General features: G+C 71.0%; 19 protein-coding genes. 5 read left to right on the top strand and 14 right to left on the bottom strand.

The window, feature by feature from the left end; all coding sequences use genetic code 11:
* The first annotated feature begins 12 nt into the window (after positions 1–12).
* On the top strand, positions 13–1,350 hold the full coding sequence (locus tag ABD371_RS23310) for a UDP-glucose dehydrogenase family protein (protein ID WP_344479812.1): 1,338 nt from the start codon (positions 13–15) through the stop codon (positions 1,348–1,350).
* 66 nt (positions 1,351–1,416) lie between these two features.
* Here the strand turns inward: ABD371_RS23310 and ABD371_RS23305 are convergent, their stop codons facing one another.
* Together ABD371_RS23305 and lhgO are read right to left on the bottom strand one after the other, a co-directional pair.
* A complete protein-coding gene (locus tag ABD371_RS23305) occupies positions 1,417–2,844 on the bottom strand; it encodes an MFS transporter (RefSeq protein WP_344479811.1) in 1,428 nt (475 codons plus the stop codon).
* A gap of 102 nt (positions 2,845–2,946) precedes the next feature.
* The gene (gene lhgO / locus ABD371_RS23300) at positions 2,947–4,167 is read right to left on the bottom strand and encodes an L-2-hydroxyglutarate oxidase (protein WP_344479809.1); all 1,221 of its coding nucleotides are present in this window, start codon (positions 4,165–4,167) and stop codon (positions 2,947–2,949) included.
* Between the two features lie 119 nt (positions 4,168–4,286).
* Between lhgO and ABD371_RS23295 the strand changes: the two genes are divergently transcribed.
* Positions 4,287–4,946 (top strand): GntR family transcriptional regulator, encoded by a 660-nt coding sequence (locus ABD371_RS23295; protein ID WP_344479807.1) that lies wholly within the window; start codon positions 4,287–4,289, stop codon positions 4,944–4,946.
* A 104-nt stretch (positions 4,947–5,050) separates the two neighbouring features.
* Here the strand turns inward: ABD371_RS23295 and ABD371_RS23290 are convergent, their stop codons facing one another.
* The 12 genes from ABD371_RS23290 to ABD371_RS23235 all read right to left on the bottom strand — a co-directional run bounded on the left by ABD371_RS23290 (position 5,051) and on the right by ABD371_RS23235 (position 21,165).
* Positions 5,051–6,442, bottom strand: a complete 1,392-nt coding sequence (locus ABD371_RS23290) for an aldehyde dehydrogenase family protein (protein WP_344479806.1) — start codon at positions 6,440–6,442, stop codon at positions 5,051–5,053.
* The gene (locus ABD371_RS23285) at positions 6,442–7,530 is read right to left on the bottom strand and encodes an AMP-binding protein (protein ID WP_344479804.1); all 1,089 of its coding nucleotides are present in this window, start codon (positions 7,528–7,530) and stop codon (positions 6,442–6,444) included. The genes ABD371_RS23290 and ABD371_RS23285 overlap by 1 nt, the downstream gene beginning before the upstream one ends.
* Before the next feature lie 52 nt (positions 7,531–7,582).
* The gene (locus ABD371_RS23280) at positions 7,583–8,773 is read right to left on the bottom strand and encodes a 3-deoxy-7-phosphoheptulonate synthase (protein WP_344479803.1); all 1,191 of its coding nucleotides are present in this window, start codon (positions 8,771–8,773) and stop codon (positions 7,583–7,585) included.
* A 31-nt stretch (positions 8,774–8,804) separates the two neighbouring features.
* Entirely contained in the window at positions 8,805–9,485 is a 681-nt protein-coding gene (locus tag ABD371_RS23275; RefSeq protein WP_344479801.1) for a hypothetical protein, read from the bottom strand.
* A 65-nt stretch (positions 9,486–9,550) separates the two neighbouring features.
* Entirely contained in the window at positions 9,551–10,870 is a 1,320-nt protein-coding gene (locus tag ABD371_RS23270; protein ID WP_344479800.1) for an LLM class flavin-dependent oxidoreductase, read from the bottom strand.
* 135 nt (positions 10,871–11,005) lie between these two features.
* A complete protein-coding gene (locus ABD371_RS23265; protein WP_344479798.1) occupies positions 11,006–12,616 on the bottom strand; it encodes an ABC transporter substrate-binding protein in 1,611 nt (536 codons plus the stop codon).
* Positions 12,613–14,334 (bottom strand): ABC transporter ATP-binding protein, encoded by a 1,722-nt coding sequence (locus tag ABD371_RS23260; protein WP_344479797.1) that lies wholly within the window; start codon positions 14,332–14,334, stop codon positions 12,613–12,615. The genes ABD371_RS23265 and ABD371_RS23260 overlap by 4 nt, the downstream gene beginning before the upstream one ends.
* On the bottom strand, positions 14,331–15,170 hold the full coding sequence (locus tag ABD371_RS23255; protein WP_344479795.1) for an ABC transporter permease: 840 nt from the start codon (positions 15,168–15,170) through the stop codon (positions 14,331–14,333). Before ABD371_RS23255 ends, ABD371_RS23260 begins: the two co-directional genes overlap by 4 nt.
* Positions 15,167–16,192: an ABC transporter permease gene (locus ABD371_RS23250; protein WP_344479793.1), complete on the bottom strand. Its 1,026-nt coding sequence runs from the start codon at positions 16,190–16,192 to the stop codon at positions 15,167–15,169. Before ABD371_RS23250 ends, ABD371_RS23255 begins: the two co-directional genes overlap by 4 nt.
* Before the next feature lie 3 nt (positions 16,193–16,195).
* Entirely contained in the window at positions 16,196–17,578 is a 1,383-nt protein-coding gene (locus ABD371_RS23245) for an aspartate aminotransferase family protein (RefSeq protein ID WP_344479792.1), read from the bottom strand.
* Between the two features lie 62 nt (positions 17,579–17,640).
* Positions 17,641–19,500, bottom strand: coding sequence for an asparagine synthase (glutamine-hydrolyzing) (gene asnB / locus ABD371_RS23240; protein ID WP_344479791.1), 1,860 nt, complete (start codon positions 19,498–19,500; stop codon positions 17,641–17,643).
* Between the two features lie 741 nt (positions 19,501–20,241).
* Positions 20,242–21,165 carry a LysR family transcriptional regulator gene (locus ABD371_RS23235; protein WP_344479790.1) on the bottom strand — a complete coding sequence of 308 codons (924 nt, stop codon included), beginning with the start codon at positions 21,163–21,165 and terminating at the stop codon, positions 20,242–20,244.
* A 140-nt stretch (positions 21,166–21,305) separates the two neighbouring features.
* Between ABD371_RS23235 and ABD371_RS23230 the strand changes: the two genes are divergently transcribed.
* The 3 genes from ABD371_RS23230 (at position 21,306) to ABD371_RS23220 (ending at position 26,946) form a co-directional block, all read left to right on the top strand.
* The gene (locus tag ABD371_RS23230; protein ID WP_344479789.1) at positions 21,306–22,601 is read left to right on the top strand and encodes an MFS transporter; all 1,296 of its coding nucleotides are present in this window, start codon (positions 21,306–21,308) and stop codon (positions 22,599–22,601) included.
* 46 nt (positions 22,602–22,647) lie between these two features.
* Complete coding sequence (locus ABD371_RS23225; protein WP_344479787.1) at positions 22,648–23,109, top strand: hypothetical protein; 462 nt, start codon at positions 22,648–22,650, stop codon at positions 23,107–23,109.
* A 111-nt stretch (positions 23,110–23,220) separates the two neighbouring features.
* Positions 23,221–26,946, top strand: a complete 3,726-nt coding sequence (locus ABD371_RS23220) for an nSTAND1 domain-containing NTPase (protein WP_344479786.1) — start codon at positions 23,221–23,223, stop codon at positions 26,944–26,946.
* Positions 26,947–26,962: the final 16 nt, after the last annotated feature.

The following is a 26,962-nucleotide window of genomic DNA, read 5'->3' as shown; positions in this document are numbered from 1 at the left end:
AAGGACAGCGTCATGCGTGTTTCGGTGATCGGCTGCGGGCACCTCGGAGCCCCGCACGCCGCCGCGATGGCAGAACTCGGTCACGAGGTCATCGGCGTCGAACTCAACCCGGAAACCTGCGAGATCCTCCAGTCCGGACGCGGCGCCTTCTACGAGAAGGGCCTTGACGACCTGTTGGCCAAGCACGTCCCGACCGGTCGGCTCCGGTTCACCACTGACCTCGCCGAGGCGGCCGACTTCGCCGACCTCCACTTCATCGCGGTCGGCACTCCGATCCGCTCCGACGGCCATGGCTACGACACCGGCCAGATCATCGGAGCCGTACGTGACCTCGCCCCGCTGCTGAAGCGCCCGGCGACTGTCGTGGGCAAGTCCACCGTCACCGTCGGCACCGTCGCTCACCTCCAGACCATCCTCGCCGAGCACGCCCAGGGCGGGGTGGACCTTGTGTGGAACCCGGAGTTCCTGCGCGAGGGCCACGCCATTGAGGACTCCCTCCGTCCCGACCGGATCGTCGCCGGTCTCACCACCTCCGCCGCCGAGAAGGCCGTACGGGAGGTGTACGCGCCGATCCTCGAACGCGGCGACGCCGAACTGATCGTTACCGACCCCGCCACCGCCGAGGTCCTCAAGAGCGCCGCGAACGCCTACCTCGCCACCAAGATCAGCTATATCAACGCCATGGCCGAGATCTGCGAGATCACCGGCGCGGACGTTGCCACCGTCGCCCACGGCATCGGGATCGATCACCGCATCGGCCACGCGGGGATGCGGCCCGGCATCGGCTACGGCGGGGGCTGCCTCCCCAAGGACGTCGCCGCCTTCACCCACCGCGTCGGCGAACTCGGCGCCACTGGTGCCTCCGCGCTCCTGACCGCCGTCGAGGAGATCAACCACAGTCGGCTCGACGCCGCCCGCGCTCTCGTCGAACACGCCCACGGAGGCCCGCTCGGCACCGCCACGATCGCCGTACTCGGTGCCTCCTTCAAGGCAGGCACCAGCGATGTCCGCTCCTCACCCGCCCTCCGTCTGGCCGGACTCCTTCAGGATGCCGCCGCTCGCACGGTCATTCACGATCCCGAAGCCGTCCCGGCGGCCCGCCGTCTGCACCCCGAATACACCTACGCCGACACTCTCGGCGAGGCTCTGGCCGGCTCGGATCTCGTGGTCCTGGCCACTGAATGGCCCCAGTACACGAAGGACCCGTCCCTCCCCGTGGCGTCCGCCGGTCTCGTCCGCCGCCCCGTCCTCGTCGACATTCGCACCGCCGTCGACCCGGCCGGCTGGGCCCGTGCCGGCTGGACTGTGCACCAGCTCGGCCGCTCCGCACACCGCCCCACCACCGTCTGACCCTGCCCGGGGAGGGTACGACCGTCGGCCCGGACCGTGTTCGGTCCGGGCCGAGCTGCTTGGGCGTCAGCGGGCCTGGGGCACGCGGTCGTCGTCCCGGGCCGATGCCTGGTCGGGGTCCTGCCCGGTGGCCGGTGCGGCGGGGGCGGCGGGGGCGGCGGGCGTGGAGGGTGGGGCGGGCGGGCGGGTGCCCTGGTCGAAGAAGGCGCCGATGACGACTATGACGGCTCCGGCGATGAGGATGAGGGAGACGCCCCAGGTGGCGTGGGTCGCGCTCGCGCCGACGATGGCCAGGGCCGCGAGGGGGGCCAGACCGCCGGAGAGGGCGGCGCCGATCTCCCGGCCGGTGCCGACTCCGCTGACGCGGACGTCGGGCGGGAACTGGCGGGAGAGGAAGGCACCTTGGGGGGCGAACATGGCCGGGGCCAGTACGCCTGTGGCGATGATGAGGCACAGCCAGATCACGATGGAGTTCTGGGTGTCGAGGAGCATGAAGAAGGGGAAGGCGAAGAGCGCCGAGGCGATGCCGCCGCCCGCGAGCACCTTGCGGCTGCCGAAGCGGTCGCTGGCCCAGCCGAAGAGCGGGACGGTGACGATGGCGGTGGCGCTGGCGAGGGTGACGCCGAACGCGCCGACGCTCGCCGACACGTCCTGGAAGTCCGAGAGGTAGGCCAGGGAGAAGGTCTTGAAGATGTAGCTGAGGGCGTTGTATCCCAGCGAGACGGCCAGGACTGTGAGGAGGCTGCGGCGCTGCTCGCGCAGCAGGGTGACGAACGGTATCTGGGAGGCGGCGTCCTGCTTCCGCTGCTCCTTCGTCTTGTGGAAGTCGGGTGATTCGGGCACCCGGCTCCGCACCCACATGCCCACGCCCGCGAGGGCGAAGCTCGCGACGAACGGTACGCGCCAGCCCCAGGTCAGGAGTGTCTCCTCGTCCAGGGTGGTGAGCACGGTGACGGTCAGCGAGGACAGCAGCAGTCCGAGGTTGAGCCCCAGGGCCGGCCAGGCGCCCTGGCGGCCACGCCGGTTCTCGTCGGCGTGCTCGTAGGCGACCACGGCCGCGCTGCTGTACTCGGCTCCGGCGCCGAGGCCCTGGAGGATGCGCAGGACCACCAGGGCGACGGGTGCCGCGATGCCGGCGGTCTCGTAGGTGGGCAGCAGTCCGATCAGGCCGGTGGAGATGCCCATCAGGACGAAGGTGACGATCAGTACGTTCCGCCGGCCGATGCGGTCGGCGAGGTGGCCGAAGAGGACGCCGCCCAGCGGGCGGGCCAGGAATCCGGCCGCGAAGGTCGCGAAGGCGGCCATGGTGCCGGTCGAGTCGTCGGACTGCGGGAAGAAGATCTTGCCGAAGACCAGCGCGGCCATGGAGGCGTAGAGATAGAAGTCGTACCACTCCAGCGCGGAGCCCACGATGGTGGCGGTGGCCACGCGGCGGCGTGCGACGGCGGGGGGTGGTCCGGGGTCCTGAGCGGCTGTGTGCGGGGTGTTCGCCATGTGCTGTCCTCGATCACCGTTGAAAGAGAGGTAGGTACGGGGAAGGGCGTGAACGGGTGGGGGTGGGGGTGGGGGTGGGGGTCCTGGGCCGGCGGGGAGCGGTCAGGCCGCGGCCACATCGAGGCCGAGCTGCTCGAAGACGTCGGCCGCGATCCGGCTCCCGATGCGGAGGCTCGACGTGGCCGCGGGGGACGGCGCGTTGAGCACATGGACGGCGCGCGGGGTGCGGCTGATGACGAAGTCGTCGACCAGCCGCCCGTCCGCCGTGACCGCCTGTGCGCGTACGCCGCTTCCGTGCCGCCGCATGTCCCTGCTCTCGATCTCCGGGACCAGACGGCGTACGTCGCGGACGAACAGCGGCCAGAAGAGCGACCGGCTGATCTCGGTGACCCCGTGCCGCCAGAAGCGCCGCGCGAGATGGCGCAGGGCCGGGTCCCGCAGCAGCTCGGCCATCATGCGGGGGTCGACATCGCGCCAGCGGTAGCCCTGGCGGGCCAGCGCGGGCACCGCGTTGGGCCCCACATGGACCGAGCCGTCGAGCATGGGGGTGATGTGCACCCCGAGGAAGGGCAGCTCGGGATCGGGTACGGGGTACACGGGGTTGTTGACCAGCCCTCGGCGGCCGGGCCTGATCTCGGCGTACTCGCCGCGGAAGGGCATGATCCGTACCGACGGGCGGTCACCGGCCGCCGCCGCGATCTTGTCGCTGTGCAGGCCCGCGCAGTTCACGAGGGTCCGGGCCCGGAGCTCCTCGCCGGGGGTGGCGATCACGGTCCGGTCCCCGGCGGCGGTGAAGGAGAGCGCCGGGGAATCGAGGCGCAGCTCTGCGCCGAGGCCGGTCAGCTCGGCCGCCAGCGCCCGGCACACCTGGGCGAAGTCGGTCATCGCGGTGTCGGCGACGGACAGCGCGGCCACCCCGGCGACATGCGGTTCCCGCTCGGCGAACTCGGCGCGGCTCAGCCGCCGCACCGTGACACCGTTCGCCCGGCCGCGCTCCGCGAGCGCGTCCAGGCCGGGGAGCTGGGCCGAGGACGTGGCCACCACGAGCTTTCCGGTGCGTTTGACGGGCACCTCGTGCTGCTCGCAGTAGCGGATCATCTCCTCGCCGCCGGCCCGGGCCAGCCGGGCCTTGAGGGAGCCGGGCGCGTAGTACAGACCGCTGTGGATGACGTTGCTGTTGTGCCCGGACTGATGGGCGCCCCAGCGTGCCTCCTTCTCCAGGACCGTGACGGACAGGTCGGGCCGGGCCCTCAGCAGGGCCCGGGCCGTGGCGAGCCCGAGCAGTCCTCCTCCGATGACGGCGACATCGACGGCACGTGACATCCGGCAACCCTTTCTGGTGGCGCGAACGCGAGATTCGCAGCGACTGTATACATTCGCTGCGGACAGGAAAGGGAATGTATACAGCCGCTGCGTGGATACACAAGGGGTAGAGTTCCGAGGTGACCCGAGCAGCCCGCACCCCCAGCACGAGCAACAGCGCCGGCGTCATCGCCGAACGGCTCCGCGCCTCCATTCGCGACGGCGGACTGCTCCCGGGCACCCGTCTGGTGCAGGAGAAGCTCGCGGCCGAGCTGAAGGTGAGCCGTATCCCGCTGCGCGAGGCCCTCCACGCGCTGGCCGCCGAGGGGCTGATCGAATTGCAGCCGCAGCGCGGCATGGTCGTCGCCGAGCTGAGCCACGGCGAGATCGCCGAACTCTTCGAGCTGCGCCTCCAGATGGAACCGCACCTGGCCGAAGAGATCGTGCGCGGCGCCCGAGACCGGGACATCGACGAACTCCAGGACCTCGCCGACGAGATGCGCCGCCAGGGTGCCGACGCCGCGAGCCGGGCCACCCTCAACTACGAGTTCCACCGCCGGGTCTACGCGCTCTCCGAGCAGCGGCTGACCCTGCGCTTCGTGGACCAGCTGCTGCACCTGGTCGAGCCGTACAGCCGGCGCTGGGTGCGCTCGGGCCACGACCTCGAACGCATCGACGACGAACACCAGCGGATGGTCGACGCCCTGCGCGACCGTGACGCCGCCGCGCTGCGCCGCGTGATCACCGCGCATGTCGAAGGCGCCCGCGATCACGTCATGGCGGCCCAGCGGGGGGCGTGACCGCCACGCCCCGAGGGCTGCACGAGCGAGAACCCGACCCCGCCGCCGTCACACGGCGGGGTCGGGTTCAGTGCTCAGTGCTCAGGGCCCGGTGGGCGGGGCCCTCAGAAGGACACCACCGCCTTGTTCCGCATCAGGAAGTCCCCGGTGTAGTCCTCATGCGGAAGGTTCCCGTCGCTGTGCACGGTCGGCGCGTTGACGTGCACGTTCTTCACGCTCGGCTCGTGCAGGAGCGTGTTGATGAGGTCCGCGTCCCGGGTGATCGCGTTGATGACGAGGGAGTCGCGCAGGGGGGCGATGCCGTCGGCCCTGGTCCAGGGGGCGACCCAGACGCAGGGGAAGGGCAGCTCTGTTGCCATGAGCCTGTCATGCGGATCGGTGAGGGTGAAGACGGCGGGACCGAGGACGACCCCGCCGTCCGGGTGGGGGGTGGCGATCTCTTCGAGGGGGATCGCGGGGCGGGCGTGGGAGGCGGTGCGTTCCAGATGCCCGATGAGGGTGTCGGCGGACCGGGCGGGTACGCGGGGGCCGAGGTGATGGTCGGTGGTCTGGTGGTCCCCGGCGCGTTCGCGGAGGAGGGCGGCGAGGTCGTGGGCGAAGCGCTCGTGGTCCCCCTCGACCAGGACGGCGGTCGTGTTGACGCAGGCGGAGCCGGAGAGCGCGGTGACCGAGTGGGCGACGGAGTCGAGGGTCTCGGCGGTGAGACGGTCGTGGGCGACGAGGGTTTTGGAGCGGCCGGGGCCGCCGACCTTGATGGTGGGCGAGGCGCCGTACTTGGCGGCGACGTCCTCCCCGCCGTAGACGAAGCCCAGGTCGGCGCGGCGCAGCAGGGTCGAGGCCCCCTCGTGGGTGGTGGGGAGGCAGGTGACGCTGGTGTCGGGGAAACCGGCGGCGCGGAGCGCGAGGACGACCCGGTGGGCGGTGAAGGGTTCGCGGCGCGAGGGGCGCACCGCGACCCGGTAGCCGAGGGCGAGGGCCTGGAGCCAGCCGCTCTGGATGGTGGGGGCGTTGCCGGAGAGGACGGCGGCGAGGGTCTCGCCACGCCGGGTCCAGACGCCGCTGCCGCCGCCTTCGGCGGCCTCCTCCCAGGAGCGGAGCGAGCCGTTGGGCCTGGCGCGGTCGGCACGGGCGGGCGCTTCGGCGATCGCGGCGGCGACGGCGCGGCTCAGCTGCTCGGTGAGCGGCGCGTTGTGCCCGGAGACCCGGTTGACATGGGTGAGGTGCCGGGCGAAGGAGATCCCGCCGAGGTCGTCCTCCAGGAATCGCCGGGACGCCTCCAGGAGGCGCTGGGCCCGTTCCTCGGGGGCCAGGGGGGAGGCGCGCCCCTGGGCCAGGACGCTCTGGGAGATGAGCAGATCGGGGCTGAGGGAGAGGGAGGCGAGGGGGCGGCCGTCGACGCCGTGCACGATCTCCCGGGCACGGGTGCTGTGGGTGCCCCGGTGGGTGAGCAGCGGCAGCGCGAGCAAGTCTCCGGAGGGGGAGGGGCCGGTGCTCATCAGTACACCCCCTCGATGACGGGCTCGCCGTCGAACGCGGCGAGCGGCGCGGGCGAGCTGAGGGAGTCGCCGACGGCCCCTTCGGGGGCGGGCACCCGGATCGCGGAGTCCCGCTCGAAGTTGTTGGGGATGAACATCCCGCTGCTCACATGGGTCATCCGTACCTGCCCCCGCTCGCCGAACTCCACGGGCTCCCGGGTCTCGGGGTCCACGACGGCGAAGCTGACGAACGGCGAGTAGCCGTCGTAGACGGTCGCCGACGCCTCGGTGGCGGGGCGCGGCCTCGCGGTGGTGAGGATCATCGTGCTGCCGTAGATGTTCTGGATCACGGTGTCCGGCAGGGTCTCGGCGATGAGGTCGTACGTGTCCTCGTCGAGGTGCGCCCCGGCGAAGGCCAGGTACTTGAGCGAGCCGCGCAGCCGTTCCGCCAGCTCCTCGTGGAGGAGGAGTTCGGAGAAGATCGGCGGTGTGGTGGTGATGGCGGCGATGTCCTGCGAGCGGATGATGTGGCCGAACTGGTCGATCAGATGCGCCAGATACGGGGCGGGGCTCTGGCCCGCCGCGATCAGCTTCTTCACCCAGCGCGGGTCGAGGTCCACGGTGTGGAGGACGGACCGCAGGGCCTTGGCCTGGAGACGGGTGGTGTGTCCGAAGGCGTGCGGACCCGACGGCATCGCCACCAGCCAGGGCCGGCCCACGGGGAACCCCGCCTCCCGGAGTTCGGCCGTCTTCCAGCGAAGGGCCCGTTTCACCCAGCGTTCGGTGTAGAGGAGGCGCTTGGGGGACCCGGTGGTGCCGCCGGTCTCGAAGACGGAGGGCGGCGGATCGTCCGCCAGCCCCCGGGGGATCAGGTCTTCGACGGGCCGGTCGCGCAGCTGCGCGGCTATGTCGGGGAATCTGCCGAGGTCCGCGAAGGTGCGGATGTCGGTCAGCGGATCGAAGTCGAGTTCCTTGGCGAGGGCCAGCCACAGCGGGGAACCGGTCTCCTCCGAGAAGTGCCAGCGCAGCGCGGCGCGCAGAAACTCCTCGGGGTCGATCGTCGTGGTCGTCGTGGCGGCGTCTTCGATGTCGAGGATGGAACGTGTCATGGGCTCTGCTTCTCCGTTTTCGAGTGCCTGGTTCAGCCTGGTTCAGCCGGGTTCAGATGAACCAGTGGCTCAGGACCTGTGCCGTCTGCTCGGGGTTGAGCCGGGGGTCCATGAGCGACCGGTACCGGGCCGGGTCGCGCGGCTCGTCGCCGTTCTCCGTGCACTCGTGCACATCGTCGGGGGTGGCCTCCAGATGGAGACCGGCGGGACGCTGCCCCGCGTCGAGGAGGATCCGCTGGAAGGCCGTGAGTTCGGCGGCGATGTGCTCGACATGGCGCGTCTTGAACCCGTACGAGCTGGTGACCGTGTTGCCGTGCATCGGATCGCTGATCCAGTGCACATGCTCGACCCGCCGGCGCACCTCCCGGACGATGGGCGCCAGCCGCTCCACCTGGGTGTGGCCCATACGGCTGATGAAGGTGACCTTGCCGGGCTCGTCCCGGGGGTTGAGGGTGGCGGCCAGCTCGGCGGCGACCTCCGGCGAGGTGTCCGGTCCGATCTTCACGCTCACGGGGTTGCTCAGGGCGGCCGCGACGGCGATGTGCGCCCCGTTGTGCTGCCGGGTGCGCGCCCCGATCCACGGCCAGTGGGTGCTGGCGAGATGGTGGCCGTCCTCGCCCCGGCGCAGGAAGTGGAGTTCGTAGTCCAGCAGGAGCATCTCGTGGCTCGACCAGACGGGGTCGAGGTTCGCGGTCGCCCGGTGGTAGTCCGCGATCGCCGCGTACGACGTCACCGAGGCGGCGTGCGCCTCGGCGACGCGGACCGGCGAGGGCCTGCGCGCCTGCTCCGACGGGTACGGGGAGTTGACGATGGGACCGCGGAAGCTGGGCAGGGTCACCCCGTCCACCACCTCGTGGTCCTGGGAGCGCGGTTTGGCGTACTGCCCGGCGAACCGTCCGACGCCGACGACATGACGGCCGGTACGGGTGCGCAGATGCGAGCGGAAGTGGGTGAGGAAGGCGATCATATTGCGCGTGTCGGTGTTCACATCGGATTCGATGTTCTCGACGCAGTCGCCGAGTTGCAGGATCAGCCCGCCGCCCGCGTCCAGATGGGCGAGTTCGCGCTTGAGTTCGTTCACCGATTCACGGCTCACGAGATCCTGCGGCGGGAGCGCGCGCAGCGTGTCGCGCAGCGCGTCCCGGTCGGGCCATTCGGGCTGCTGCCGTGCGGGGAGTGTGCGGAACAGCTCCCATTCGGTGTCGGCGGTCGCCTGCGGATCGAGTCCGGTCTGTCCAGCCATGGTGGTCACCCTTTCGAAAAGAACGGCGCGGTCAGTGGCCCTCGGCGGGCCGGGAGACGCTGCGAGACGTGGTCCAGACGCATCCCTTTCCGCTCTGGTCCTCGGTGAGTTCGTGCGTGGCGCTGAGCCCCTTATTGGTGATCATTCCGGTCGTCGCGGGCACGCAGTATTCGCACGGCGACCGGAGGGTGATCGTGACGCCCCGCTTTCGGGCGAGTTCCCGGTAGTCCCAGATCGCGCAGTGCCGTATACGGAGAACCGCGCGATCCGCGTCGTGCTCGACCCACTCGGTGTCGGAGTCGTAGAGATCGGCCTGAGCGTTCAGCCGCTCCAGCGGGATGACGGCGTCGTGCTTGGGGCCCGGGTCGACGGCCGCGTAGATCGTGCTGTTGGACATCGCCCAGGCCGCGAGGTCGCCGAGGCCGAAGTGGCCGACGACGAACTTCTCCATCAGGGCCTGCCCCCGGAAGAACGCCGCCTTCCACTCCTGCTCCTCCTCGCCTTCCGGGAGCGATTCGAAGATGTCGTGCTTGACCTTCAGGAGTTCCTGCATGTGCACGCCCGCCCGGGCCTCGACCAGGAATCGGGTCAGCCCCGCCTCCGCTTCGAAGAGGCGTCGTTTCCACAGGGCGGTACGCCGTGCGGAGTCGGTCAGCGTGCCCACGTTCGCGTGCTCGGCGGGGGTGGCCGGCACCTGCTGGATCTCGGTCATGCGTGATACCTCTCCTGCTCCGTTGAACGTGCTCCGTTGAACGTTTTCCGTTGAACGTGCGTGATTCAGCTCTTGCCAAGGAACCGGGGAATGACGCGTTCGCAGAGCGCCTCGAATTCATTCCCGAGAATGGTCTGGAATCCGTCCACCCCGCCCTCGTCGTACCAGCGGCGCAACTCATCGCCTATCTGCTCGGCCGTGCCGATGAACCGCGCGTGCTCACTGAGCGAGATCACCTCCGCCGCGAATTCGCCCACGGTCCGTCCGGGCTTCCGGCCTTCCGTCCGGGCGAGATCCCACAGCGGCAGATAGCGCGATCCGAACTCCTCGAACACCTTGTCCGGGTCCTCGGAGATCAGATCGGCGGGGATCCGGTCGGCCGGGCCCACCCCGTCCAGCCGCAGCCCCGGATACCGTGCCCGCAGCTGTTCGACGGCGAGCTGCCCGCCGAAGACCTGGGTCCGCGCGCGCTCCGCGCTCAGCAGCAGCTCCGCCTCCTCGCGGGTGCCGACGACATGGATGTAGCTGCCCGGCAGCAGCGCCACGCTGTCCGCCGGCCGGCCCGCCGCCACCGCCTCCCGGCGCAGGATGCGGCGCAGTTCCTTCGCCGCGCCCAGGGTGGGCGTTCCGGCGAAGACGCCGTCGGCGGTACGGGCCGCCAGCCGCACCCCGGTCAGTGAGGACGTGGCCTGGAGGGTGAACGGGAACGCGGCCGAGTAGGGGGCCATGTCGATGGGCCCGGACTGCCGGTAGAACTCGCCCTGGTGCTGAACGTCCTTGATCAGTCCCTCGCGGATGTAGTGGCCCGTCACCGGGTCCGGGGTGTTCGCCTCGGGCGGCCAGCTCGCCCACAGCTCCTTGGCGACCTTGAGGAACTCCTCGGCCTGGGCGTGGTGCTGCGAGCGCGAGACCTCGCGCTTGACGCCGATCGCGGTGCCGGGCCGGAAGGAGGAGACGACATTGATCCAGGCCCGGCCCTCGGAGAGCCGGTCCAGACTGGCGAGGCTCCGGGCGAACGCCGAGGGGTGGGCGTACATCGTCGACACGGTCGGCATGACCTTGATCCGCGAGGTCGCCCCGGCGATCACGGCGGCGGCCTGGAACGACTCGAAGAGCTGGAGCGGCGGACCCGAGCGCAGCGCGGCCCGGTTCACACCGGAGAAGTCGGCCTGGAACAGCGCGTCGAACCCGGCGGCCTCGGCCCGCTGGGCCTCCCGTACGAAGGTGCCCAGATGGAACGGGGAGTCGGCACGGCCGTCCGCCGTCCGCCAGTCCTTGCTGGTCGGCAGGTACTGCGCGTTGAGCAGCAGGATCGGCGCACCGCCGGTCCGCCGGCCGGCGACGGGCGACGAGTCGGGCGACGAGGTGGGTGACGAGGTGGACATTGTTTCCTTTCAGGTGGTTCACCCCCCGCCCGCCGCCCACGTGGGGGGACGCGTGAGGCGGGCGGGGAGCGGTCTTCAGGAGGGGCGCACCGCACAGCGGCTCCGCCGGTGCGCCGCCCTCGTGAGATCAGTGCTTCATTTCTTCGTGACGCGGTAGAGGATCGGCTCCCACGCGTTGACCGGGAAGGTCAGATCCCGCACCGCCGAGCGCGCCAGCAGCACCTGCGCGGAGTCGAACAGCGGGATTCCGTACGCCTGGGTGACGATCTCCGTCACCGCCCGGTCCACCAGTGAGCGCCGCTTCTCCGGGTCGACCGTGGCGGCCTGCTCGGCGAGCGGCCCGTCGGCCTTGGGCCGGGGCGCCTGCCCGCTCCAGGTGGAGAGCCGGGTGGAGTAGAAGGCGGCGATCCCGTCGGCGTCGCCGCGGCTCGCGCCCTGGTAGACCGCGAGCTGCCACTTCCCGGACTTGCGGAGGTCGGCCTGCTCCGCGTCGGAGACCCGCTTCAGATCGATCGCGACGCCGATGTCGGCGAGACCGTTCTTCACATACTCCCAGCCGGACTCCGCCGAGCCGATGTCACCGGCGGAGAAGGCCAGCGACAGCCGCAGCTGCCGGCCGTCCTTGGCCCGGATCCCGTCCTTGCCCTTCACCCAGCCGGCCCGGTCGAGGACGGATGCGCTGTGCTCGGGGTCGTGGCCGAGCAGCTCGCCCCGGTCCTTGTACGAGGGGTGGCCGGGGGAGACCACATCGGTGGCGGGCTCGACGCCCTTTCCGTAGAACGCGCTGACGAGTTCCTCACGGTTGATCCCGCGCTGGATCGCCTGCCGCACCGCCGGGTCGGCGAGCACCGGATCGGCGGTGTTGACGACGAAGGTGTTCACCACGCTGCGGTCCGAGGCGAGAACGGTCTTCACCCCGTTCTGCCCCTTGGCCTGGGCGAGGCCCGTCTCGGTCATCGAGTACGCGAGGTCGTACTCGCCCGACACCACGCCGGCGGCCCGGAGGCTCTCCTCGGGCACGATCTGGATCGTCACCCGCTCCAGCGAGGCCGCGCCGTCACGGCCGTAGGCGTCGGGGGCCCAGTCGTACCCCTCCCGCTTGACGTACTCGACCCGCTCGTCCTGCACCGCCTCGTCCAGCACGAACGGCCCCGAGCCGATCGTCCCCTCGGCGCAGCGCTCCTTCGGGCTCTTCGCGAGGGACTCGGGGGCGATGATCCCGAACTGGCCCTCGCTGTTGGCCTGGAGGAACCCGGCGTTGGGCTTCTTGAACGACACCCGCACGGTCCGCGTGTCGAGCGCCTCGGCACGGTCGTAGTTGCGGAGATACGCGCCGGGCGTCGGGGAGACGCCCTGCTCGGCCAGCTTCCACAGCGTTTCAAAGTTGTCGGCGACGACCCGCGCGGTCAGCTTCTCGCCGTTGCTGAAGGTCACCCCGTCGCGGATCGTGAACTCGTAGGCGCGCCCGCCGTCCAGGCTCTTCCAGGACGTGGCGAGATACGGTTCGAATTCGCCGGTCTCCGGATCCTCGCTCAGCAGGGTGTCCAGCACCTGTCTGCCGAAGAGCGCGAAGGGATTGGACTGCGCGTAGTCGAAGCAGGTCGGATACCAGCCGTACGCGACACGCAGACGCGTGGTATCCGCGCCGGCGCCGGCGGAAGCGTCGACTCCGCTCGTGCAGCCGGTCAGCAGGAGCGCGGCGGCTCCGGAAGCGGCGAACAAGCGCGTCAGGGTCGCGCGACTCATGGTTGTGACGTCCTGTCGTGAGAAGAAGCAGAAGAAGCAGAAGAAGCAGAAGAAACAGAAGAAGCAGAGGAGAAGGAGGAGCTGAGGGCCGGAACCGCGTCCAGCAGCGCCCGCGTATGAGGACTGGCCGGAGCCGTGAACACGGACCGTGTGTCCCCGCGCTCCTCCACCCGGCCCCGGTGCATGACGATCACCTCGTCGGCGACGGCGCGCACCACACCGAGGTCGTGGGAGACGAGCAGATAGGCGATGCCCAGCCGCCGCTGCAACTCGTCGAGGAGTCGCAGCAGGGCGAACTGCACGGCCTGGTCCAGCGCCGAGACCGGCTCGTCCAGCACGACCACCTCGGGTTCGAGGGCGAGCGCGCGGGCGATCGCCACCCGCTGCGCCTGCCCGCCGGAGAGCTGCCCCGGACGCCGTTCGGCGATGTCGGGGGGGAGTTCGACCTGCTCCAGCAGCTCCCGTACCCGCTCGGCCCGCGACCGCGCCCCGCCGACGCGGTGCGCCTCCAGCGGCTCCGCGATGACCCGCCCGACCGGGAGCGAGGGATTCAGGCTGCGCGCCGGGTTCTGGTAGACGAGCTGCACCCGCCGGGCGAAGTCCGCGCGCGCCTTCCGGCCGAACCGGCCGCCTCGGCTGCCGCTGCCGCTGCCGCGCACCTCGTCCCCGTCCAGCAGGACGGCCCCGGAGTCCGCGCGCTCCAGCCCGGTGAGCAGCCGCAGCAGCGTGGACTTCCCGGCCCCGGACTCGCCGACGACCGCGACCGTCTGCCCCCGGTGGAGGGTGAGGCTCACCTCCCGTACGGCGTCGACGCGTTCCTGCCCCCTCCCCCCGGCGAACGACTTCGTCAGTCCGCGCGCCTCGAGCACGACCCTCGGCGGGGACTCGGCCCGGAAGGCGGGCCGGGCCGGGAGCGCGCTCGGCTGGGAGGCCAGCAGCTGCCGGGTGTACGGATCCTTCGGATCGCCCAGCACCTCGTCGGCCGTCCCGGACTCCACGACGCGTCCGGCGCGCATCACCACGAGGTGGTCCGCGCGTTCGCCCGCCACCGCGATGTCATGGGTGACCAGCAGCACCGAGAGCCCGCGTGCCGTCCGCACCTCGTCGAAGAGGTCCAGCACCCGCCGCTGGACGGTGGCGTCCAGGTTGGAGGTCGGCTCGTCGGCCAGCAGCAGCCGGGGTTCGCCGATGAGGGCGAGCGCGATGAGGATCCGCTGCCGCTGTCCGCCGGAGAGTTCGTGCGGATACTGCCTCAGCCGCAGCTCGGGCCGGTCGACGCCGACGGCTTCGAGCGAGGCGATGGTGCGTACGCGGCTCTCGGCCCGGTCGGCGAGGCCCAGGAAGTGCCGGTGCAGCTCGGCGAAGTGGGCCCCGATCCGCATCAGCGGATCCAGCGACCGGATCGGGTCCTGGGGTACGAGTCCGACGGAGCGCCCGCGCAGTTCGCGCGGGTCCTCGATCCGCCGCAGCCCCCCGGACCCGTTTCCGCTGTCGAACTCCAGCCGGTCGAAGCCGACGCGCGCGGTGCGCGGGGTCAGCCCGAGGAGCGCGTGGAGGGTGGTGGACTTCCCCGAGCCGGATTCGCCGACGATGGCGACCGAGCTGCCCGACGGCACGGTGAGGGAGAGCCCGTCGACCGCCGCCGGCCCGCCCGGGTAGGCGACCCGGAGCCCTTCCAGCCGCAGCAGCGTGCCCGGGGTGTTCTCGACGGCGCTCATGCCGGCCCCGCTTCCGAAGCGCCGAGCCCGCGCCCCACCCGGTGCAGCGCGAGGACGACGCCCGCGAGCACCGCGCCGGGCAGGGTGGTCAGCCACCAGGCCGTCGCGAAATAGTCGCGGCCTCCGGCGATGAGGTTGCCCCACTCCGGGTCCGGCGGCTGGGTCCCGTACCCCAGGAAGCTGAGGGCGGAGACGGACAGCACCATGGTCGCCAGCTCCAGCGCGACCAGCGCGGTGATCGGGCCCCGGGCGTGCGGCAGGACATGGCGCAGCAGGACGCGCCGCCCGGGGAGCCCGAAGCCCTTCGCGGCCTCCACGAAGGTCCGGGCGCTGACGCTCAGCACCTCGGCGCGGGTGACCCGGGCCAGGGCGGGTACGGAGGCGATGCCCACGGCGATCGCGAGATTGACCGCGCCGGTGCCGAGCCCCGAGACGATCAGCAGCGAGATCAGCAGCGAGGGCAGCGCCAGCAGCACATCCACGACGGCCATCAGCACCCGGTCGACGACGCCCCCGAAGTAGCCCGCCGTCAGACCGATGACCAGGCTGAGGACGAACGCGAACGCCACCGCGAGCAGGGCGATCGACAGGCTCGCCTGGGTCCCGTGGACGACCCGGCTGAGCAGGTCGCGGCCGAGTTCGTCCGTCCCGAAGAGATGCTCGGCGGACGGCGGACGCAGCCGCTGGGAGACGTCCTGCGCGAAGGGGTCGTGGGGCGCGACGGCCTTCGGCAGCAGTGCGGCGACCCCGGCGAGACCGAGGAAGGCCAGGGCGAGGACGGGCACGGAGGAGGCCCGTGGCCTTGAAGTGATGGGTGGTGCTGTTGTGACGGTCATGCGCGGGCTCCACTGCCTCGGTGACGCGTCCTCGGGTCGAGGACCGGATAGAGAAGGTCGACGGCGAGGTTGACCGCGGCGAAGAGCACCGCCGCCAGCACCGCGATCGCGAGGATCACCGGCGCGTCCTGCGTCTCCACCGAGGAGGCGAGCAGCCGGCCGAGTCCGGCCCTCGCGAACACCGTCTCCGTGATCACGGTGCCGACCAGCACTCCGCCGACGGTCAGCCCCGCCAGCGTCACGAAGGGCAGCAGCGCGTTCCGTGCCACATGGGCGAGGTAGACGCGCCGCCAGGGAAGCCCCCTGGCGCGCAGCAGCTCCACGAAGTCGGCCCGCTGGACGTCGTCCAGACCGCGTACGAGGACTGCGGTCAGCGACGCGGACACCGGCAGGGCGAGCGCGACGGAGGGCAGTACCAGCGCGGACAGGCCGGTGCCTCCGGCGGACGGGGCCCACCCCAGCGTGAAGGAGAACAGCTGCAACAGCAGCAGCCCGAGCCAGAAGGCGGGGACCGCGGCGACCAGCGCCGGTACGTTCACCAGCATCCGGTGGAGCGCGCTCCCCTGCCGCCAGGAGGTCGCCAGCGCCAGGGCGAGGGAGAGCGGGATCGCGATGACGAGCCCGCCCGCGGCGAGTCCGAGGGTGTTCGGAGCCACCGCCCCGATGATCTCCGGAACCGGCCTGCCCGACTGGAAGGAGGTACCGGGGTCCCCGCTCAGGAGCTGTCCGAGCGTCTCGACGTATCGGACCAGCAGCGGCTGGTCGAGGCCGTACTGCGCGCGCAGCGCCTCGACCTGTTCGGACGTGCTGCCCCCCGCACCCGCGGAGCGGCGTTCGAGCATGAGGGCGACCGGGTCGCTCGGCAACGCGTAGAGCAGGAAGAACGAAAGCGTGTATACCGAGAACACCACGACCACGAAGTACCCGCAGCGGCGCAGCACGTACGCGACGGTCGACGCGCGTGCCGCCGACAGCTTCGGGGAAGTGGTCCCGGGCCGATCCGGGTGCGGGGGCCGTCTCACGTTCTAGAACCTCTCCCAGGCCTCGGAGAGGACTCCGCGCAGCGTCTGCTCGATGAACTCGAACTCCTCACGGCCGACGGTGGCCGGGGGAGCCAGCAGGATCGCCGGGTCTCCCCGCTCGTCGAGCCGGACGTGGAGTCCGGCCTCGCGCAGCGCGGGGCCGAGCAGTTCGTCCAGGAGACGGCGGCGCTCCTGCGCGGTGAACGGCTCCCGGGTCTCCTTGTCCTTGACGAGGACGACGCCCCAGAAGTACCCGGCCCCGCGTACGTCGCCGACGATCGGCAGATCCCGGAGCTTGTCCAGGGTGGAGCCGAACAGATCCTCGTTGGCGCGGACGTTCTCGTTGAGCTTCTCGCGCTCGAAGATCGCGATGTTCTCCAGGGCCACCGCCGCGGCGACCGGGTGGCCTCCGAAGGTGAGGCCGTGCATGAAGGTGTTCTCCTTCTTGGTGAACGGCTCGAAGAGGCGGTCGCTGACGATCGCCGCACCGGCCGGAATCACTCCGCCCGTGAGTCCCTTGGCACCGGTGATGATGTCGGGCGTGATGCCGTATCGATTGATCGCGAAGAATTCGCCGATACGTCCGAAGGCGGTGATCACCTCGTCCGACACGAGGATCACCCCGTATTTGTCGGCGATCTCACGGACCCGCTCGAAATAGCCCCTGGGCGGCGGGATCGCCGCACCCGAGTTCTGTACGGGCTCAAGGAAGATCGCGGCGACCGTCTCCGGGCCCTCGAACTCGATCGCCTCGGCGATTCTGTCCGCCGCCCAGCGGCCGAAGGCGACTTCGTCGTCGCGCAGATGCTCCGGCGCGCGGTAGATGTCGGTGTGCGGCACCTTGTGCCCGCTCGGCACGAGCGGCTCGAAGGGCGCGCGCAGCCCCGGCAGCCCGGTGATGGAGAGCGCGCCGTGGCTGGTTCCGTGGTACGAGATGGTCCGGCTGATCACCTTGTGCCGGCTGGGCTGTCCGATGGCCTTGAAATACTGCTTGATCAGTTTCCAGGCCGTCTCGACGCTCTCGCCGCCGCTGTTGGTGAGGAATACGCGGTTCAGATCGCCCGGAGCGCGTTCCGCGAGGGCCTCGGCCAGCTCCGCCGCACGCGGGTGGACGCTGCTCCAGATCGGGAAGTAGTCGAGTTCGCGAATCTGCTTGGCGGCGGCTTCCGCCAGCTCGGGGCGGCCGTGGCCGGCGTTGACGGCGAACAGCCCGGAAAGGCCGTCGAAATATCGGCGTCCCTTGTCGTCCCAGAGGTACGAGCCTTCCGCTCGGGTGAAGACGGGGACTTCGCCCCCGGCGGAGAGCTTGGCGTGGTTGGTGAAGTGGAGCCAGAGGTGGTCGCGGGTCTGCCGCTGGATGTCTGCTGTGCTGTCTGACGTGGACAAGTCGCTCTCCCGGATTGTTCTGATGAATTCAGATGAATGAGAGGAAGTGGACGTTGAGGTATTCAGATGGCGAGTTTCGGCGAGTACTGCCGGAACCACGAGGCGAAGTTCAGGACGACCTCGCCCTCGAAATTGCTGACGAGGCCGTGCGACCTCGCCAGGTCGGTGACCTTGCCGGGGGAGAGCACATGCGGGGCGAAGATGTCCGAGAGCCCGTCCGGCGGGTCGGCGACGACGTTCGCGAACTGCTCTTCGAGCTGCCGCGAGTAGTCCGGGTCCGGGGTGGTCGGGTACGGCGACTTCTTCCGCTCCAGCACGCCCACCGGGAGCAGGTCCTTCACCGCGTCGCGCAGTACGCCCTTCTCCCGGCCGCCGGCGTTGTGGATGTGCTGCGACAGCGTCACCAGGTGCTCCACGATCCGGTGATCGCAGAACGGGACGCGCACCTCAAGGCCGTTGGCCATGCTCAGCCGGTCGGTCCGGTCGAGCAGCATCGGCAGGAAGTAGCTGATGGCGAGGTAGATGATCTCCCGGTGCCGCCGCTCCTCCTTGCTCAGCCCCCGGTCGAAGGAGAGCCCGCCGATGGCGCTGGAGTACTCGTCGCGCAGATACTCGTCAAGGCGCAGCGACCGGGCCAGCTCGGGGTCGATCGTGCTCAGGACGCGCTGATGGAGATAGCCGTGGGCGGGGGTGTCGGCGATCCACGGGAAGGTGTCCGCCCACACCGCCCCGGGCTCGTGGAACCACCGGTAGCCGCCGAGGATCTCGTCGGCCGCCTCCCCGGAGAGCGCGACGGTGGCGTGCTTCCGCACTTCCTTGCAGAGCAGCAGAAGACTGGTGTCGAGATCGCCGAAACCATTGGGAAGGTCCCGCGCGAGAATCGTGGCGTCACGCACGTCGACACCGGCGAGGAGTGAGCTGTCCAGCACGATGTTGGAATGCCGCGAGCCGATGTGATCGGCCGCTTCCCGGGCGTACTTGCGGTCCTGCGCGGACCGGGAGTCGACCGAGTCGCCCGCGTCCGAGAAGTCCACGGAGAAGGAACTCACTCCGTCCCGTCCCGGCAGCCGATTGGCGATCGCGGTGACGGCCGAGGAATCGAGACCGCCGGAGAGGAAGGTGCACAGCGGCACGTCCGAGATCGTCTGCCGGGCGACCGTGTCGTCCAGCAGCGAGCGCAGCTGCTCCACCGCGTCGCCGAGGTTCTCCGACTCGGTCGGACGGCCGATGAAGTCCTTGACGTCCCAGTACTGGATCGTCCGGACGCCCCGCCGGGAGAATTCCAGGATCTGGCCCGGAAGCACCTCCGAGATCCCGCTGTAGGGATTGGTTCCCGGGAATTTCAGCAACGGCAGCGCGAGCTGTCGCAGACCGTCCTCGTCGACCGCCGTGACGACGTCCGGATGCGCGAGAATCGATTTCGCCTCGGAACCGAAGATCAGATCGCTGCCGTCGTGGTAATAGTGCAGCGGCTTCACACCGAGATGGTCGCGGACGAGCCACAGAGTCTCTTCCCGGTTGTCCCAGACCGCGAAGGCGAATATCCCGTTGAAATGCTCCACGGCGCGCACGCCCCACTCGGCCCAGGCGGCGAGCAGCACCTCGGTGTCGCTCGACGTCCGGAACGTGTGGCCGCGCGAGGTCAACTCGCTTTTCAGCTCTCGGTAGTTGTACAGCTCACCGTTGTAGGTGAGCGCGAAACGGGTGTCGGAGCCCGGTTCCGCGGGGAGGAGCATGGGCTGCTCCCCGTGTTTGACGTCGATCACCGAAAGCCTTCGGTGCGCGAGCACCGCGAATCGGGAGAGCCATGTCCCGGACCCGTCCGGGCCCCGGCGGACATGCTCGTCGTTCATTTTCTCCGCGATGGCCCGCGCGTCAGGACCGAGTCCGGTCAGATTGACCCACCCGACTATTCCGCACATGGCAAATCCCTCTCGTTTCTCGGATCCCTCGTATCGGATTCGATGCGGGTGTTGTTCATGGGGTCGGCAAAGAGAGACGGGTGACGGCGTCACGGGTCGCTTTGTCGACAGCACAGCCCTCTGTCCGGCGGCGACGGCGGACAGCGCGGAGCCGTCAGGGACTCAGGGGCATGGCTGTGGAAGGCGCTCGGCCGCGGCGGAACCGCGGAAGAGCGTGGAAGCTCCGGCGGCCGAGCCGCTGGAGATGAAGGTGAAGGTGGTGCAGGTGCCCGGCGCGGCGTGCGGACGCGCGCTTACCGGCGCGTCATCGCGCCGTGCTCCGCGCGGCCTGCGGCCATGGCTGGTCCGGCGTACCTAACACTCCCCGCCGACGGGGGCTCTGAATTGCCAGGTGGGCCGTCCCGATGTACGGCCGTATCTCGCCAGAATGGTGCGGGTGGGGGTGGCGGCGTTCGCCATCGTGACTCCGGAGGCGTTGTTACCGGCGTCGGCGCTGCGGCATGCGACGAACCGGCGGGGGATCAGAACCTGACCGTTCTCAAAGGGTTCAGTTCTGACAACAGACGCACATGACCGGGGCACACTGCACGCCGGGGAGCGTGTCGGCGGTGCGGGTCGGAGTGATCATAGAAGCGAGGATCGCAGTAGGTGTTGTGGCAACGCAAGAACTTACCCCTCAACTTCTCGACATGTGAGATGAGTTGGATTCGGCCGCCCCGGCCGGAACCCAACTGGCACCCGTCATGCGGGTGTTGGCTCGGGCACCTTCACGCGCGCGAACTCCTCCTGAAGGAGCCGGGCAAGGGCGAGCAGCTGCGGCGTGGTGCGGTCGGTGCGCCAGATCAGTCCCATCTGCGAAGGCTCATCGAGCCCTTCGACCGGCAGATAGCGGACGTCGCTGCGCAGGGCGCGTTCGGCCAGCGGCCGGCAGACCAGCATGCCGTGCTCGCCCGAGGCGACGAGCGCGAGACCCTCCTGCACGGTGGTCATTCCCGCCGTCGAACGGATCGGCGCGCCCAGCGGGGTGCGGTGCGGCACCCGGGCGGCCATCCAGTAGTCGGGGGCGTCCCCGACCGGGTGGATCATGTCCAGCCCCGCCAGCTCCTCGACGTCCGCCCGGCCGCCCCGGGCCAGCGGGTGCGAGGAGGAGACGGCGAGCAGCCGGTCCTGCGGAGGGAAGCGGAATCCGACGGTCAACGCGGCGTCCTCGACCGGCAGTTCGGCCAGGGAGGCGTCGACCCGGCCTTCGAGCACGGCCGAGAAGGGCGAGCCCAGGGGGATCTCGCTGAGCGCCATCGTCACGTCGTGATGGGTGCGCAACCGGCGGAACGCCTCGGTCAGCTCCTCGTACACACTCCCGTGGAAGCCGATGTTCAGCCGGCGCAGAGTCCCGCTGCTGGCGCGCTCACGGGCCTGCGCGACCACCGTGTTCAGCGTCTCGTACGCCGGGCGCACCTCGTCGGCGAACTGCGCGCCGAACCGGCTGAGCCCCACGCTCCGGCTGGTGCGGTCGACCAGACGGACGCCGACCCGGCGTTCCAGAGCGGCGATGAGCTGGCTGACGCGGCTCTGCGAGCACCCCAGCCGGCGGGCCGTCCGGCCGAAGTGCAGCTCCTCGGCCAGGACGAGCAGGCACTCGATCTCCTGGATATGGACCTGGTTCATCGCCACTTCCCCTTCGCCCTCACCGGTACCGGGAATCGTGCACCCGCACTCGCACCCACACCCGCATCGATTACTCCAGCTCATGGAACCTTGAGCAGATCGCTGTTGTTCCCGCCCCGGCGCGCTGCTTGGTTGGGGTCATGGTCTCGCATGCACCCGTTCAGAACACCGGCCCCGATCCCGCGCACACCACACCGTGGCAGTGGTTCGCGGTCGTGGTCCTGGCGCTGAGCACTTTCGTGGTCGTCACATCAGAGATGCTCCCGGTCGGGGTCCTCACCCCCATGGCCGACGGCCTGGACATCTCTCCCGGCACGGCGGGCTTCAGCCTCTCCATCACCGGACTGGTGACCGCCGTCACCGCCCCCGCCGTACCGCGCTTCCTGGGCGGGCTCGACCGGCGGCTCGTGCTGGCCGTGTCGATGCTGGTGCTGGCCCTCGGAAACGTCCTGACCGTGCTGGCGGACGGCTTCGGCATGCTCGTCGTCTCCCGGATCATCCTCGGTCTCGGCATGGGAGCGGTGTGGGGCCTGGCAGCCGCCGTCGCCACCCGGATCGTCGCCCCCCGCAACATCGGACTGGCCGTCTCCGCCACCGTCAGCGGCGTCGCCGCCGCCTCGGTCGTCGGCGTCCCCCTGGGCACCTTCATCAGCAACGCCTGGGGCTGGCGCTCCGCCTTCGGCATCCTCTCCGCCATCGCGGTCGTCCTCGCCGCCGGCCTGGTGCTCACCCTGCCCCGGCTGCCCCGCCCGGAGACGCCCGTCGGCGCGGACGGCCAGGCCACCGCCGAGCAGTCCCTGCTGCGCATCCCCGCCGTCCTCGTCGGCCTGGTGCTGATCGTCTTCATCGTGACCTCGCACTTCGCCGCCTACACCTATGTACGGCCCGTCCTGGAGGACCGCACCGGGCTGTCGCCGGGCGGCATCGCCCTCGTCCTCCTCGTCTACGGCCTCTTCGGTCTCATCGGCAACTTCGCCACCGGCGCGATCGCCATGAAGCGCTCCCGCTCCACCATCCTCGGCCTGACCACCGGCATCGGCGCGTCCATCGCCCTCCTCGCCCTCTTCAGCACCGTCCCCATCCTCACCGGCGTCAGCGTCGCCCTCTGGGGCCTGACCTACGGCGGCCTCTCGGTGGGCTGCCAGATCTGGATGACCTACGCCGCGCCCTCCCGCGTCGAGCAGGTGACCGGCCTCTACGTCGGCGTCTTCACCGCCGCCATCGCCCTGGGCGCGTTCCTCGGCGGCACCGTCGTGGAAGCGGCCGGCATCTCCACCCTCCTGTGGGGCGCCGTCGTCCTCGCCGCCGTCGCCCTCCTCGTCGGAATCCTCGGCCCGGGCCCGGCCTCGCCGGCCGACGGCCCGGCCGAGCAGACGGCGGAGAAGCCCGAGGCCGAGGCGGCGACCGCGACCGCGACCGCCGAGCCGAGGCCGTGAGACCTCTCCCTGGACTCATGGCCCCCGGGCGGCGAGTATTCCCGGCATGCGGAAAACCCTCCTCCTGGCGGCCCTGCCAGTCCTGGCCCTGACCGGCTGCACCGCCGATGAAGCCTTGAACTGCACGAAGAAGGGCATGGACTCGGCGGTCTCCGTCGTCTGGCAGCCCGCCGACTTCGAGAGGACCGGAGGCGCGACGATCAGGCTCTGCGCCAACGGCGACTGCGAGGAGCGGGCGTCGCTGAACCCCGAGGATCCGTTCGAGACCCTGTCGGTACGGCTCCCGGACGACATCGGCCCCAAGAAGCTGCCGGTCGAACTGACGGTCACCCCCGCGAAGGGCGGCGAGCCGCTCAAGGACACCGAGACCGCCCAGCTGGTGAAGGAGCAGCCCAACGGCCCCGGCTGTGAACCCACCGTCTGGCGGGCGGCCTTCCGCGCCCACCCCGAGAAGGGGCTGATCCCGCCCAAGGGCCTCTCCCTCCAGCCGTCCCGGCCCGCCAGGTAGGTTGACGCCCGTCGGCAGAGACCCCCGGACCAGCCCGGAGGGCGGCGGGGGAGAGGCAGGGCCACAGCGGTGGGGCGTCGTGAGGCACCGGTCGATCCGTCGGCGGGACCGGTGGAGAGATTCGCGTACGAGCTGCGCAAGCTGCGCCAGGAGGCCGGCGGCCCCACCTACCGGGCGATGGCCAAACAGGTCCCGTACTCCGTGACCACACTCTCCCGGGCGGCCGGCGGTGAACAGTTCCCCTCGCTCGCCGTCGTCCTCGCGTACGTCCGGGCCTGCGGCGGCGACGAGGAGCGGTGCGAGGAGTGGGAGGGCCGCTGGCGCGAGATCTCCGGCGAGGTGGCGGCGCGGAGCGCGGAGGAGGACGACGGCGCGGACTCCCCGTACCAGGGCCTGGCCCGCTTCGAGCCCGCCGACCACGAACGGTTCTTCGGCCGCGACCAGCTGATCGAAGCGGCCCGCGAACTGGTGCTCACCAGACGTTTCGCGGCGGTCTTCGGCCCGTCCGGCAGCGGAAAATCGTCCCTGCTGAGAGCCGGTCTCGTACCCGCCCTGCGCTCCCGGTCCGGCGAACTCGCCGCCATCCGCGTCCTCACCCCCGGCCCGCACCCGCTCCGCACCCACGCGGCGGCCCTCACCCCCAGACCGTCCGGCGGCGACACCCTCGTCGTCGTCGACCAGTTCGAAGAGGTCTTCACCCTCTGCACGGACCCGGCCGAGCGCGCCGAATTCATCGAACGGCTCCTCGCCGCCCGCGCACCCGACAGCCGGCTCCGCGTCGTCATCGCCGTCCGCGCCGACTTCTACGCCCGCTGCGCCGGACACCGCTCCCTCGCCGACGCCCTCGCCGACTCCTCCCTCCTGGTCGGCCCGATGACCCAGGCCGAACTCCGCGAGACCGTCGTCGGCCCCGCCCATGCCGCCGGCCTGATCGTGGAACGCGAGCTGACCGCCCGCCTGATCGCCGACGTCGACGGCGAACCCGGCGGCCTCCCCCTCCTCTCCCACGCCCTGCGCGAGACCTGGCGCCGCCGCAAGGGCCGCACCCTCACCATGGCCGCGTACGAGGCCACCGGCGGAGCCCACGGCGCGATCGCCCACACCGCCGAGGAGGCGTACGAGGCCCTCTCCACCCAGCAGCGCGAACTCGCCCGCCTCGTCCTCCTGCGCCTCATCACCCCCGGCGACGGCACCCCCGACACCCGCCGTCCCGTCCCCGTCGCCGAACTCTCCTTCGGCGACCCCACCGAGACCGCCCACATCGTGGACCGCCTCGCCCGCGCGCGCCTCCTCACCCTCAGGGACGACTCCGCCGACCTCGCCCACGAGGCCCTCATCACCGCCTGGCCCCGCCTCCACACCTGGATCGACGAGGACCGCGAACGCCTGCGCGCCCACCGCCGTCTCACCGAGGCCGCCCAGCTCTGGCACGACCTCGGCCGCGACCCGAGCGCCCTCTACCGGGGCACCCGCCTCGCCACCGCCGAACAGCACTTCTCCCACCCCGGACAGTCCGCCACCCTCACCCCCCTCGAACGGATCTTCCTCACCACCGCCCGCACCGCCGCCGCCACCGAACACCGCCGCCGCCGCACCCTCCTCACCACCCTCACCCTCGTCCTCGTCCTCGCCCTCGTCGCCGGCGTCGTCGCCTGGCAGGAGAACACCACCGCCGACCGCCGCCACACCGAGGCCGAGGCCCGCCGTATCGCCTCGGTCGCCGAGGCCCTGCGTTTCACGGACCCGAAGCGCGCGATGCGGCTGAGCGTCGCGGCATGGCGGCTGGCGGACACGACGGAGACACGGTCGGCGCTGGTGGGGGCGGTGTCGCAGCGGGAGGCCGACACGTTCACCACACGTGATCTCGGTGCCGTCGGGGAGGAGAGCGTGCGTCTGACGGCGGACGGCCGGACGCTGGTGGTCGCCGGGCAGGACCGCGTCAGAAGCTGGGATCTGCGCGACCCCCGCCGTACGCGCACCTATCCGGGGCCGGCCGGCCACTGGGGGCTGGGCGCGGAGGTGGCCCCGGACGGCCGCAGTCTGGCGCTGCTGAGCGAGAGCGGCGGGGTCGCGATATGGGACGTCCGGACCGCCCGGGTCACCCGGCGATTCCCCGGGGGCGACGTGGCGCAGCTCGCTTTCGGCCGGGACGGCGGCCTGCTGACCGTGGAGACCCTGAACGGTTCCGTGACCGTCTGGGACGTGCGCGACGGCCGTCGTCTGCTGGAGGTGGAGGGGCCGAAACGGGAGTCGGCCCTCTCGGAGCTGGCGCTGAGCGGGGACGGCCGTCTGCTGGCCCTGTGCGGGGACGGGCATCCGCTGGAGATCTGGGACATCGCCGCGAGCGAGCGGCTCGCCGCGCCCTGGGCGAAGCGGCCGGGCGGCGAGCGGTCCTGTCTCTGGGGCGATTTCGCCCTCGCCCCCGACGGCCGCTCGGCCGCCGTCGCCACCGACGAAGGGGTCCGCAGATGGGACCTCGCCTCGGGCCGGGAGCTGCCCGGGCTGCCGGGCAAGCGGCCGAGGACGATGCGGTTCAGCGAGGACGGCGCGTTTCTGGTCACCTCGGGCCCCGGCGAGCTGCTGCTGTGGCGGCTGTCGTCCCACGAGGCCCCGGTGCTCCGGCACTCCCTGGTCAATGTGGAGACGGTGGAGGAGTTCTCCCTCGATCCCGGTGCCGGTGTCCTGCGCTACATGGACGAGAACGAGGTGCGGTCGCTGGATCTGGGACGGGCGGTGACGGACGGATGGACGCGGGGGAGCCATGTCCGTAAACAGCTCTCCGCCGACGGCCGCACACTCGCCCTGGTGGCCAACACCACCGGGCGGAAGGGGTTCCGCCTGGTCGACGTGGACAGCGGCAGGACCGTCGGCGAGCCGCCCGGACAGCCGTGCGTGCCGCAGGAGACCGTGGAGGACGAGAGAGTCGCGGCGCACTGCGACCTCACCTCCGTGCTCAGCGCCGACGGCCGGTACTACGCCTACTGGGACTACGCGACCGACCGGCTGATCGTCTGGGACGTGGCGAACCGCAGGGAGCACGCGACCGTGCGTTCGGCCCCCGACCGGGAGGGCCGCCCCGGGGCGGGCCCCTTCGCCCTGAGCGCCGACGGACGCTGGCTCTACACGGCCGGGGTGCGGGGCGACAAGGACATCGTGGAGATCTGGGACATCCGCCGGGCGGGGCAGGGCCGCAAGTCCGGCACGCTCTCCGGGATCGGCGGCTCCCCGCTGGCCGTACGGCGGGACGCGTCCGTCCTCGTCGGCACCGGCGGTGCGGTCGCCGACCTCGGCACCGGCCGGGTGTCGCCGCAGATCCTCAGGGAGGAGAACGCTCAGACCTTCCTGTTCAGCCCCGACGGGTCCCGTCTCGCGGTGGGGGACGCCCAGGGCCGCGTCACCGTCTGGGACGGGCTGCTGCGCAAGCGTCTGGCGAGACTCCCGGGCATCGACGGCGGTGCCGACAGCGACAGCGAGATGAGTTACACCGCCGAAGACCTGGTACGACAGCACCAGTACGGAGTCACCGCCCTGGCCTTCTCCCCGGACGGGAAGACCCTGGCCGTGGGGGAGGGCGAGGGCGGCGTCCAGCTCTGGGACATCGAGTCCAGCCGCCGCCTGGGATCCCCCCTCCCCACCCCCGGCGACCCCGTCCTCTCCCTCGCCTTCACCCCCGACGGCCGCACTCTGCGCACGGCGGGCCTCTTCACGGAGGTGCAGTCGTACGACCTCGACCCCGCGCGACTGGCCACCGCCGTCTGCGAGCGCGCCGGCTCCGGGCTCTCCCGCGCCGAATGGCAGGCCCACCTGCCCGGCCTGCCATTCCGCGAGATCTGCTGAACCGGCCCGGGGCGCT

The sequence above is a fragment of the Streptomyces amakusaensis genome (assembly GCF_039532665.1).
Classification (GTDB): domain Bacteria; phylum Actinomycetota; class Actinomycetes; order Streptomycetales; family Streptomycetaceae; genus Streptomyces; species Streptomyces amakusaensis.
Note: the sequence above shows the minus strand (reverse complement) of the source record. Positions and strands in the feature narration are given on the sequence as shown.